At 47.6% G+C, this 11986-nt stretch carries 12 protein-coding genes and 2 tRNA genes; 6 read left to right on the forward strand and 8 right to left on the reverse strand.

Annotation, left to right across the window (positions count from 1 at the left end; translation table 11 throughout):
- Positions 1–13: 13 nt before the first annotated feature.
- The 8 genes from MHN31_RS22455 to lolB form a co-directional block, all read right to left on the reverse strand.
- Positions 14–98: transfer RNA gene (locus tag MHN31_RS22455), tRNA-Leu, on the reverse strand.
- A gap of 49 nt (positions 99–147) precedes the next feature.
- A tRNA-Met gene (locus tag MHN31_RS22460) sits at positions 148–224 on the reverse strand.
- 244 nt (positions 225–468) lie between these two features.
- Entirely contained in the window at positions 469–1560 is a 1092-nt protein-coding gene (gene ychF, locus MHN31_RS22465; protein WP_049864749.1) for a redox-regulated ATPase YchF, read from the reverse strand.
- 117 nt (positions 1561–1677) lie between these two features.
- A complete protein-coding gene (gene pth / locus MHN31_RS22470; protein ID WP_049864750.1) occupies positions 1678–2262 on the reverse strand; it encodes an aminoacyl-tRNA hydrolase in 585 nt (194 codons plus the stop codon).
- Between the two features lie 19 nt (positions 2263–2281).
- Positions 2282–2890: a 50S ribosomal protein L25/general stress protein Ctc gene (locus tag MHN31_RS22475; protein ID WP_010386545.1), complete on the reverse strand. Its 609-nt coding sequence runs from the start codon at positions 2888–2890 to the stop codon at positions 2282–2284.
- Between the two features lie 199 nt (positions 2891–3089).
- Positions 3090–4037 (reverse strand): ribose-phosphate pyrophosphokinase, encoded by a 948-nt coding sequence (locus tag MHN31_RS22480; protein WP_010386544.1) that lies wholly within the window; start codon positions 4035–4037, stop codon positions 3090–3092.
- Positions 4038–4115: 78 nt separating this feature from the next.
- Positions 4116–4973 carry a 4-(cytidine 5'-diphospho)-2-C-methyl-D-erythritol kinase gene (gene ispE, locus MHN31_RS22485; protein WP_239445366.1) on the reverse strand — a complete coding sequence of 286 codons (858 nt, stop codon included), beginning with the start codon at positions 4971–4973 and terminating at the stop codon, positions 4116–4118.
- A complete protein-coding gene (gene lolB / locus MHN31_RS22490) occupies positions 4970–5557 on the reverse strand; it encodes a lipoprotein insertase outer membrane protein LolB (protein WP_239445367.1) in 588 nt (195 codons plus the stop codon). The genes ispE and lolB overlap by 4 nt, the downstream gene beginning before the upstream one ends.
- Before the next feature lie 83 nt (positions 5558–5640).
- On the opposite strand from lolB, the gene hemA reads away from it, so the two are divergent.
- The 6 genes from hemA (at position 5641) to MHN31_RS22520 (ending at position 11886) form a co-directional block, all read left to right on the forward strand.
- Positions 5641–6897, forward strand: a complete 1257-nt coding sequence (gene hemA, locus MHN31_RS22495) for a glutamyl-tRNA reductase (RefSeq protein WP_010386541.1) — start codon at positions 5641–5643, stop codon at positions 6895–6897.
- Between the two features lie 7 nt (positions 6898–6904).
- Positions 6905–7990 (forward strand): peptide chain release factor 1, encoded by a 1086-nt coding sequence (prfA, locus tag MHN31_RS22500; protein WP_125564399.1) that lies wholly within the window; start codon positions 6905–6907, stop codon positions 7988–7990.
- The gene (prmC, locus tag MHN31_RS22505; protein WP_194868545.1) at positions 7990–8838 is read left to right on the forward strand and encodes a peptide chain release factor N(5)-glutamine methyltransferase; all 849 of its coding nucleotides are present in this window, start codon (positions 7990–7992) and stop codon (positions 8836–8838) included. The genes prfA and prmC overlap by 1 nt, the downstream gene beginning before the upstream one ends.
- A 160-nt stretch (positions 8839–8998) precedes the next feature.
- Complete coding sequence (locus MHN31_RS22510; RefSeq protein WP_125564403.1) at positions 8999–10540, forward strand: DUF3369 domain-containing protein; 1542 nt, start codon at positions 8999–9001, stop codon at positions 10538–10540.
- Between the two features lie 25 nt (positions 10541–10565).
- Positions 10566–10940: a SirB2 family protein gene (locus MHN31_RS22515; RefSeq protein ID WP_239445368.1), complete on the forward strand. Its 375-nt coding sequence runs from the start codon at positions 10566–10568 to the stop codon at positions 10938–10940.
- Between the two features lie 142 nt (positions 10941–11082).
- Complete coding sequence (locus MHN31_RS22520) at positions 11083–11886, forward strand: tetratricopeptide repeat protein (protein WP_125564407.1); 804 nt, start codon at positions 11083–11085, stop codon at positions 11884–11886.
- Positions 11887–11986 lie beyond the last annotated feature (100 nt).

The following is an 11986-nucleotide window of genomic DNA, read 5'->3' on the forward strand; positions in this document are numbered from 1 at the left end:
ACTTAAAAGAACATGGTGCGGAAGGAGAGACTTGAACTCTCACATCCGAAGATACTGGAACCTAAATCCAGCGCGTCTACCAATTCCGCCACTTCCGCATTCATTCGCAATTCAACTATACAATGAGTTTTGGTAGTAATTAAAGCATGGTGGCTATGCCCTGATTTGAACAGGGGACCCCATCATTATGAGTGATGTGCTCTAACCAGCTGAGCTACATAGCCATCTCTTTAATTTCTCATCATCGCTGATGCGGGGCGTATTATGCGTATATGGCCGTATGTCGTCAACACCTTTTTTGCAAAAAAATACCTAACACAGTTTGTTTGCAGATAAATTAAGCGAACCAGCGTGTTTTTAATGCAATTAGGCTAATAATTTCGCGTCCAGTGTAATAGAAAGACAAAAAAAGCGCCATGAGGCGCTTTTTGTAAGACAGGTTTTGCCTGCCAGTATTGAGTGCGTTACTTATACATTGAACAAGAAGTTCATCACATCGCCGTCTTTAACGATGTAGTCTTTACCTTCCTGGCGCATTTTACCTGCGTCTTTAGCACCGCTTTCGCCCTGGTATTCAATGTAATCATTAAAACCAATGGTTTGTGCACGAATAAAGCCGCGCTCAAAGTCAGTGTGGATCTTACCTGCTGCTTGTGGCGCAGTTGCACCGACAGGAATGGTCCATGCACGTACTTCTTTTACACCAGCAGTAAAGTAGGTTTGCAGTTTTAGTAGCTCGTACCCACCGCGGATCACAAGGTTAAGCCCCGGCTCTTCCAGACCAAGGTCGGCCATAAACTCAAGCTTGTCTTCTTCTTCAAGTTCAGACAGCTCAGACTCAATCGCGGCACAGACTGGAATTACAACAGCGTCTTCCGCTGCGGCAATTTCACGTACCTTGTCTAAAAATGGGTTATTTTCAAAACCATCTTCAGTGACGTTGGCGATATACATAGTCGGTTTGATCGTTAAGAAGTTCAGTGGCTTGATTGCAGCCAGCTCTTCTTTAGTCAGTTCCAATGAACGCAGTGTTAAGCCTTCATCAAGGTGTGCTTTGACTTTTTCCAAGACTTCGTTTTGGAATTTAGCGTCTTTATCGCCACCTTTGGCTTTTTTAGCATTTCGCTGCGCTGCGCGGTCGGCTGCTTCCATGTCGGATAACACAAGTTCTGTGTTGATGACATCGATATCATCCGCCGGGTTTACCTGACCAGATACGTGTACGATGTTTTCATCTTCAAAGCAACGAACTACATGACCAATCGCATCGGTTTCGCGAATGTTTGCGAGGAATTGGTTACCCAGACCTTCACCTTTTGATGCGCCTTTTACCAGACCCGCAATATCAACAAATTCCATTGTTGTGGCAATGGTTTTTTGTGGATTAACAATCGCAGCCAGTTGATCCAAACGAGGATCCGGAACGGCAACAACGCCCGTGTTTGGTTCGATAGTACAAAAAGGGAAGTTCGCGGCTTCGATGCCCGCTTTGGTTAATGCATTGAATAGGGTTGACTTACCAACGTTAGGTAGGCCAACAATGCCACATTTAAAACCCATAGTTTAAAACCTTTAATTTGCTATCAATCGGACAAAATCCGGCATGGCCGGATTTTTATATCTTGCGACTGATATTAAGCGATCAATCACAGCTGTAACGGGACGCGTACGTCGGTGTTACGGCTTAAAAGAATGTAGTCTATTTTGTGCTTTTAACACACCGTCTTTGGCCAGGATTTCCATGCAACGTACAGCTTCATCCACCGCTGCATCAATTTTTTCCTGATCTGCCTGAGGCGCCTTGCCCAGTACCCAGCCTGTCACCTTATCTCGGTGTCCAGGATGGCCAATCCCAATGCGTAGACGCATAAACTCTTTGTTATTGCCCAGCTTGGCGATAATGTCTTTCAGACCATTGTGTCCACCGTGACCGCCGCCTTTTTTGAGTTTGGCGACACCGGGGTCCATATCCATTTCATCATGTGCAACCAGGATCTGCTCAGGCGGTATTTTATAAAAATTAGCCAGGCTGCCTACAGCTTTACCGCTCAGGTTCATAAAAGTGGTTGGAATAAGAAGCTTAAATTCCTGATTGTTCAGGATCAGCTTGCCGCTAAGGCCATGATGTTTGGAGTCAGGTTTGAGAGGGACGTTGTAGCGCCTGGCCAGTTCTTCGATAAACCAAGCCCCGGCATTGTGACGGGTGTTTGCATATTCGGGGCCTGGATTTGCCAGGCCCACTAGCATTTGAATAGTATTCAAGGTGCTAACACCTTAAAAATTATTCAGCAGCTTCTTCAGCTGTTTCTTCAGCAGCGCCGCCTTTAGGTGCGTTTACAGTCACAACCGCTTGGTCGTGGTCTGCACCTTTAGCAAGCTCAACAGAAACTACACCAGCTGGAAGTGCGATGTCTGAAAGGTGTACAGTTGCGCCAACTTCGATAGCTGCTACGTCAACTTCTACGAACTCAGGAAGCTGAGCTGGCAGACATGTGATTTCGATTTCAGTTACGTGGTGAGCAATCGTGTTGCCGCCTTTAGTTGCTGCTTCTTCGTTGATGAAGTGTACAGGAACTTTAGTGTGAAGCTTTTGAGAAGCGTCAACGCGTTGGAAGTCAAGGTGAGTTACCTTAGGCTTGTACGGGTGACGTTGGATGTCTTTCAGGATAGCTTCAACAGACTCACCACCGATGTTCAGAGTCAGGATGTGCGTGTAGAAACCTTCGTCTTCTTGCATCTGGATAACTTTGTTGTGCTCAAGAGTAAGCGAAACAGCGTCTTTGCCTGCACCGTAAAGGATAGCAGGAACTTTATCAGCGCGACGTAGGCGGCGGCTCGCACCAGTACCCAGAGTTTCGCGTACTTCAGCGTTTAATACGTATTGTGACATGAGTGTCTCCAATTATTTTAGTTAATACTTCGAAGGGCTCGCGACCAAGCACTTCGGTAAATCACCGAACTCACCGTGGTTGTATCCAAAGCAAGCCCAGTAAAAAGGCGCGCTAATATACCACTTACCAGCAGCCTTGCAAACCTTTGGACATAAAAAAAGCACCCTGAGGTGCTTTTTATTTGCGGATAAACACAGATTAGTGTTCAAACATCGCAGAGATAGACTCTTCATTGCTGATGCGGCGAATGGTTTCAGCCAGCATATCAGCCAGAGTCAGTACTTTGATCTTGTCAACAGACTTCAGTTCGTCAGACAAGGTGATTGAGTCAGTGACAATCACTTCGTCGATTACTGAGTTACGCAGGTTTTCAGCTGCATTACCGGACAATACCGGGTGAGTTGCGTAAGCGAATACACGCTTAGCGCCATGCTCTTTTAGAGCCGCAGCGGCTTTACACAGTGTGCCACCGGTATCAATCATATCGTCAACGATGATACAGTCACGACCTTCTACGTCACCAATGATGTGCATGACCTGTGACACGTTCGCTTGTGGGCGACGCTTGTCGATGATAGCCAGGTCTTTGTCATCCAGAAGTTTCGCGATTGCACGCGCACGAACTACACCACCGATATCCGGTGATACGACAACAACGTCGTCGAAGTCACGCTCTTTCATGTCTTCAAGTAGTACCGGGCTACCAAACACGTTATCAACAGGTACATCGAAGAAGCCCTGGATCTGCTCAGCGTGCAAATCAACGGTTAGTACGCGGTCAACCCCAACGCTTGACAAGAAGTCTGCGACAACTTTAGCTGTGATTGGTACACGCGCAGAACGTACACGACGGTCCTGACGGGCGTAGCCAAAATATGGGATAACAGCTGTAATACGACCTGCTGAAGCACGACGTAACGCATCCACCATAACAATGAGTTCCATCAGGTTGTCATTGGTTGGTGCGCAAGTGGACTGAACGATGAAGACATCAGAACCACGAACATTTTCATTAATTTGAACGCTGATTTCACCGTCGCTAAAACGGCCTACAACGGCATCACCTAATTCGATAAACAAACGTTTTGCAACTTTTTGAGCTAGCTCAGGTGTTGCGTTACCAGCGAAGAGCTTCATGTCGGGCACGGTAGGGTTCCTCAGGCACTGTAATATTATGTATGCAATGACGTCGTCTGTGACAGTGTCAAAACAAGCTAACTTAAACTATTTTACTTCATCTTTACGCCATGCAGCCAGTTGCCTGTGGGCAATTGACTCGCGAGCGTTTTGGCTAATAAAGCCTGTCCAGGGAGAGGGAAGTTGTTCGAGGACACGCTGTGCGGCTTGCGCAGATTCAAATTCTGCAAAGCAACACCCTCCTGTCCCTGTCAGTCTGGACGGCGCATATCTTAACAACCAGCTCAGGGTTTTATCAACCTCGGGGTGGAGCTTTTTAACTAATTCCTGACAGTCATTGTGTGTTTGCTCTAATGCCCAGTTAGCTGATAATTTGGGAGTTTTCCGGGGTAAATCTGGATGTGTAAAGACCTCTACGGTGCTGACATGGACATTAGGAAATACCACCAGGTAGTATTTTTCGGTGATAGGGTATGGACTCAATTTCTCTCCAACTCCCTGAGCTAACGCCGTTTTTCCGTGTACAAAAACAGGCACATCAGCCCCGAGTGTCAATCCAATATCGGCGAGTTGGGCGATGGACAGGTTACATTGCCATAAGGTGTTGAGGGCGAGTAATGTGGTGGCTGCATCCGATGAACCACCGCCAACACCGCCACCCATAGGCAGGTTTTTAGTCAAGTGAATACGAACCCCCTCCGCAGCGGATTTATACGGGCGTAGTGCGTCGGCAGCTCGAAAGATTAAATTATCCTGCAACGGGATATCCGCAACATCACCATGGATCTCGATGGTATCTTGTTCCAGCGGGATGAAGGTTAATTGGTCGCCGTACTCTAGCAAGGTAAACAGGGTTTCCAGCTCGTGGTAGCCATCAGCGCGGCGGCCATTGATGTGTAAAAACAGGTTGAGTTTTGCCGGAGCGGTTAATTTAAGTGGTTTCATAAGGTCTCAAAGTGCCAGTTACTGATACGGATTTTGATGGTGATGTCATTGTGCGTCAGTGTGAGTCGGGTTGGCAGTTCGAGCCCGTTGACGCGTTGATATGTCTGGTAGGCGACCTGCCAGCGCAAGCCCTGCTTATCTTGCCAGGTTGCCTGGGTAAGTTGTTGCTTTTGATTATATTGGTTATCGGGCGCGTCTATTTGACCTGTCAACCATTGCGGTGCCTGCGATACTGGCAGTTGCCAGCCACTCAGACGATATACCAGTTCACTGCTGTCGTCGCTGGTGTAAGTTTTATCTTCGAGCGTGAGTATGCTGTACTGATCACGTTCTTCGAGTTTTAATACCTGGGTACCAATAAATGTATTTAGTGTCAGAGTTTGTTTTTGTTCGCGGTATTGCCAGTTAAAATTGGCGGACTGTCGCTCCTCGGGAGAGATAAATGCGAGCTTACCCGTTGCCCGCCAATTGTTATAACTTTCGGGACGATTTTGCTGTGTATGCTCATCAGACGGCGTAATACGCTGTGCACACCCACCCAGAAACAATAAAAACATGAGCAAAATCAAATGAAACTGTTTCAAACTAAGTTCCTTACTTTCCATATTCGATTGATTTTTGGTAAAATTAGCGGCTTTAAAGCAGGGCTTGAGCAATACTGGCAGTTATGACCATCATCGCACTTGGGATCAATCACAAAACCGCGTCCGTCGAATTGAGGGAAAAAGTCGCTTTTTCTCCGCAACAACTATCGGATGCGCTACAGCAGCTGTCTGAGTTACCGCAGTTTAATGAGTCCGTGATTGTTTCTACCTGCAATCGGACCGAAATCTATTGTAGCCTTGGGGACCCGAATTCCCAAGCGCTTCTGGGTTGGCTTGCGCAATTTCATCAGATAGAAGAGCACGAATTGGCTGAGAACGTCTATGTGCACCACAATCAGGACGCCGTCAACCACCTGATGCGCGTTGCTTGTGGATTGGATTCGCTGGTATTAGGTGAGCCACAGATCCTGGGGCAGATTAAGCAAGCTTATAATAGTGCAAAGGCACACAATGGCATTCAGCCTGTGTTTGAACGCTTATTTCAGAAAACCTTCTCAGTAGCAAAGCAAGTTCGTACCGAAACCGAAATTGGCGCTAGTGCGGTATCTGTTGCGTATGCCGCAGTAAATTTGGCAAAGCACATTTATGGCCAGCTGGAAAAGACCAATGTGTTGCTAATTGGTGCGGGTGAAACCATTGAGTTGGTTGCCAAGCACTTATCTCAACATAACCCAAAAGCTATCACCGTGGCCAACCGTACCATTGAACGGGCGCAACTGCTGGCAAATGAAATCAGTGCCAATGTTATTTCTTTGGCTCAGTTGCCGGAGCAATTGCATCAGGCTGATATTGTGATCAGCTCCACGGCCAGTACCTTGCCCATCATAGGTAAAGGCGTGGTAGAGCAAGCACTGAAAAAGCGTAAACACAAGCCGATGTTGTTCGTTGATATTGCGGTACCGCGTGATATTGAAAGTCAGGTGAATGACTTAGATGCTGCGTATTTGTATACCGTGGATGATCTACAGGCGATTGTGAACGAAAACATGGCTTCGCGGGAACAAGCTGCACGTGAAGCACAACAAATCATTGACGATAAAACGCATGAATTTGCGCAGTGGCAGCGTTCACTGACCTCTGTGGATGTGATCCGGGAATATCGTGAATCCGCACAGACGATTAAATTAGAGCTCGTGGAAAAGGCGTTAAATCAGCTACAATCGGGTAAGAATTCAGAAAAGGTCTTGTTAGAGTTGGCAAACAAGCTCACCAATCGGCTCACTCATGCACCGACCCGTGCCATTCAGGCGGCGGCAAAAGAGGGCGATATAGAGCGTATTGCAGTATTAAAACAAGCATTAGGTATTGAGCAGGAATAAAAGTTAAATGAAAGAGTCCGTCTATCGTAAATTGGAAACGCTGGTAGAGCGCCACGAAGAAGTGGAAGCCATGCTGGGGGATCCGGAAGTTATTGGCGATCAAAACCGTTTTCGCGCGTTATCAAAAGAATATTCAGAGCTGGAAGATGTCGTTAAGGCGTTCACTGCCTACCAGCAGGCCCAGGAAAACGTTGCTGCGGCTGAAGAAATGCTAAAAGACTCAGATCCTGACATGCGTGAAATGGCTCAGGAAGAATACAAAGAAGCAAAAGAACAAATTTCAGAGCTGGAGGAGCAACTCCAGATCCTGATGCTGCCAAAAGACCCGAAAGACGACAATAACGTATTCCTTGAAGTTCGTGCCGGTACCGGTGGTGATGAAGCTGCGATTTTCGCAGGTGATTTATTCCGTATGTACAGTCGCTATGCAGAAGCACAAAAGTGGCAGGTCGAAGTGGTCAGTGCCAATGAAGGTGAGCACGGTGGTTATAAAGAGGTGATAGCCAACATCAAAGGGGATGGCGTTTACGGTAAGCTGAAGTTTGAGTCGGGCGCACACCGTGTACAACGTGTACCAGAAACAGAATCTCAGGGCCGTGTTCATACCTCAGCGTGTACAGTTGCTGTGATGGCAGAAATTCCTGAAGCAGAAGCCATTGAAATTAACCCATCGGACCTCAAGGTCGATACCTTCCGTGCATCTGGTGCCGGTGGTCAGCACGTTAACAAAACCGATTCTGCAATTCGTATTACTCACATTCCGACCGGGGTTGTGGTTGAGTGTCAGGATGAGCGTTCGCAGCATAAAAACCGTGCGAAAGCGTTGTCAGTACTGGGCGCCCGACTGCAGCAGGCTGAAGATGAAAAGCGTCAGGCAGAAGAAGCCAGCGAGCGTCGAAATCTGGTTGGTAGCGGTGACCGTTCTGAACGCATCCGTACTTATAACTACCCGCAAGGACGTATTACGGACCATCGCATTAACCTTACGTTGTACCGCCTCAATGAAGTGGTGGCCGGCGACCTGGGTGCCGTTATCGATCCGTTAGTGTTGGAGTATCAGGCTGATCTGTTAGCAGCCATGGGCGACGACTAATGGCGCAGAATCCCAATCTTGCTCAGGCGATTGCCTGGGCGAGTTCGCAACTTCAAAGTAGCTCAGAGTCAGCGAAACTCGATGCCGAAGTGCTGCTTTTACACATTCTTCAAAAGAACCGCAGTTACTTATTCGCGTGGCCAGAAGCCGAGCTGAATGCAGAGCAATATCAATTATTTGAATCACTCATTGCACGTCGAAAAGCGGGTGAGCCAGTCGCCCATCTGACGGGAGAACGCGAGTTCTGGAGTTTGCCCCTGTATGTCAATAACAGCACTCTAATTCCCAGGCCAGATACGGAAACCCTGGTTGAGCATGCATTGACCTTACCCCTGCCGACAGATGCTCGAGTCGTTGACCTGGGGACTGGTACGGGCGCTATTGTGCTGGCGCTGGCGTCGGAGCAGCCTGACTGGCAGCTTATTGGTGTAGACTACTCTCATGACGCTGTGGCTCTGGCAGAGAAAAACCGCCAACGGCTGGGTTTTGAGCATGTACAGATCCGCCAGAGCGACTGGTTTTCAGCCTTGTCAGATCAGCGCTTTGATTTGATTGTCAGCAACCCCCCGTATATATGTGAAACGGATGAGCACCTGAATCAGGGCGATGTCCGTTTCGAACCTTTATCAGCCCTGGTGGCGCCGGATGAAGGTTATGCCGATATCCGTCATATTACTGAGCAGGCACTGCAATATCTGGCGCCGGATGGTTATCTGATGTTTGAACACGGGTATCAGCAAGCCGCTGGTGTTCAGCAGATTTTTGCACAAATGAACTATCGCAATATACTTACAATAAAAGATATGGCAGGCTGTGATAGGGTAACGATGGCGCAAAAGCCACAATAATCGTTGCTGATTATCTAAATTGCCTTGTGCAGGCATTATGCATAGTGCAGTGATACCGTATTGTGGTGGACAGCTCGGTTATCGCCAACCTGCTTCATGACCGTCAGCGTGCGCAATACTGGCGAGATACGAGTACAAAAAGAGTGTTAAGGACTCTCCAATGGATGATTTTTTGTTTTCAGACGAGCCAAGTGATTCGGAAGTACAGGAAAAAAGTGGCACCTGGAAGGTGATCATTGTTGATGATGAACCTGAAGTGCATGCGGTGACCAAGCTCGCGCTCAGCGATTTTGAGTTTCAGAAAAAGCGCCTGGAGTTCCTCAGTGCCTATTCCGGCGAGGAAGCAAAAAAGGTGGTTATGGACCATCCCGACGCTGCGATTGTATTGCTGGATGTGGTGATGGAAACGGATGATGCAGGCCTGAGGGTCGCACAGTACATCCGCGAAACTGCCAAGAACAATAATATCCGCATTATTTTGCGTACGGGTCAGCCAGGCCAGGCACCGGAGCGTCAGGTCATTGTTAATTATGATATCAATGACTACAAATCTAAAACCGAGCTGACGGCGCAAAAGCTGTTTACCGTGGTGATGTCGAGTTTGCGTTCTTATCGGGATATTTTGTCAATTGATCAGTCTCGTCAGGGGCTGGAAAAAATCATCACAGCATCTCGTAATATTTTTGCTTCCCATTCTATTGACCAGTTTATTGAAGGCGTTATACAGCAGCTGACGTCTTTGCTTGGAACCGTGGATGAAGCGATTTACGCCACCTCTTTGGTGGCCAGTAATGATCCCAGCAATAGCAGTGACAAACTGGTGGTATTTACCGGCCGTGGCGAATTTGCCCGAAGTGAAGGCAAGCCCATAGAAGATGTACTGGATACTGAGCAAATGGAAGCATGCCGACAGGCTTTGCAGGACAGAGGGATCGTATACAAGGACAACTATTTGTTTGCCTATTGTTCAAGCGAATATAATCATGCCTCCATGCTGTTTGTTTCGGGGATCCCGGAGTTTCTGACCGACACGCAAAAACACCTGATCAAAATTTTCTCGCAAAACGTACAACTGGCGTATGAAAACGTCCAGTTGCAGGCTGAGATTGAAGACACCCAACAGGAACTGGTTTACCGCCTGAGTGAAGCGCTTGAACAGCGTTCTACTGAGTCGGGAAATCATGTAAAGCGCGTTGCCAACATATGCTATGTAATGGCCAAGCACTATGGCCTGAGCTACCGTGAGGCTGAGCTGATCAGACTGGCTTCGCCCTTGCACGATGTAGGGAATGTGGGTATTCCCGATGCCATTTTAAACAAGCCCAACAAGCTTGCGCCAGAAGAATGGGACGTGATGAAATCTCATACCCAAAAAGGGTATCAGATACTGCGCGACTCGCGCCGTGAAATCGTTAATGCCGGAGCGATGATTGCCCGAGATCATCATGAAAAGTGGGATGGCAGCGGCTATCCGAGCGGCAAAAAAGGCGAGGAAATTCATATTTTTGGTCGTATTGCAGCGATTGCCGATGTATACGACTCTATGCGTCATGAGCGCTGTTATCGCCCAGCATTCAGTTTGGAAGAGGTGATCGCAGAAATTAACAGCCAGAAAGGCAAACACTTTGACCCAAAACTGGTAGACGTATTTAATGAGGTTACAGACGAGCTGGAACAGATCCTGACTCGCTTACAAGATTGATTTTAAAATTTAATAAGGGGCAATTTTGGATTACATGGCACTTAAACACACGCATGTGATGTTTGCAGTTTTAAGTATTATTTTGTTTTATACCCGAGCTATTTCGCGTTTGGCCAGTGGTAAACTGGCAGCCAACAAAGGGGTCTTCATCGCTAGCCACAGTGTGGATACTGTACTGTTGATTTCGGCGGTATCGCTGGCAGTAATGGCGAGTCTGAACCCGGCACAGCAACCCTGGTTGATGGAAAAAATTGTTTTAGTCATTGCATATATAGCGCTAGGTTTCGTGATTGCGAAATCTACAACAAAAGCTAAGCAGGTTGGTGCACTGATCATGGCAACTGTCACACTGCTGGCCGTTGGTTACCTTGCCAGTGCTAAAAATGCGCTGATACTCTGATAGACATGCGGGCAGCAGCGTTGCCCGCTTTCCCTGCCCACATCGTCAATTTTCCTCAAAATAAAAATCCCCTTGGGAATGTGTTGAAAAATGTTACACTAGCCCATTATGACTATAGACAGTAGAAAACAGTTCGTTATTTATGACTGATATCTGGTTCGATGAACACGACACAAGTACGGATCATTTTTCGACGCCTGCCTTGTTACGTTGTATCTGGGCTGAGCCGCACTGGGATGCTCAAGCGGATACTTCACACACGCTATGTTTGCTCGCTGAACTGGAGCAGGCCGTTGACGCTATTTGTTATCAAAATGATGACAAGCATAAGTGTGTAGATGCATTGCTTGATGCGTTTTATACCCAGTGGTTGTTCAGCGGCACAGACCAAAAAGTGCCCGAACACTTGCTCAATAATGTGTGCTATGTGCTTAAAATGCACAGCGGTACCAGTATGGCGTTAGCCCTTATTCTGGTGCATTTGCTGGAGCGAGCACGTCTGAACGCAAGCCTGGCCATTAATCAGGGCGATGTGCTGGTGCATATCGCGTTGAGTGATGAAGAAGGGTACATTATCGACCCAAGCTCCGGCCATCAGTCTTGGTATGTGATCCCGGAAAACGGCGACGACAAAGAGCAGGAACCCATGGAGTTGGTATTTGGCGAGGAAGCTTTTAAGCTTTACCTGGCCCAACAAAAATGGTCCTTTATTGCTGCGGAGAAGTTTGGTCATGCACTGAGCTGTGTGGAGATGTTGATGGAGCTGCTGGGCGATGACCCCTATGAGCGCCGTGACCGAGGCTACCTGCTGAACCAACTTAATTGCCCTAAAATGGCCAAAGATGACCTGCAGTTTTTTGTTGATGAGTGCCCGGATGATCCAACCATTGAACTCATTCAAAATCAAATCGCAGAACTGGCCGATCACAATAATATCCTCCATTAAGTGAGATCAGCGCACTCTGCATGATGGGACCTCTGGGTCAGTCAGTGATCTGGCACGGTCCCCAGGCGGTTTTTGTATAATCAAGGAAACAGAGAGATCC

Source organism: Pseudoalteromonas sp. McH1-42 (assembly GCF_022347845.1).
GTDB classification, from domain to species: domain Bacteria; phylum Pseudomonadota; class Gammaproteobacteria; order Enterobacterales; family Alteromonadaceae; genus Pseudoalteromonas; species Pseudoalteromonas rubra_D.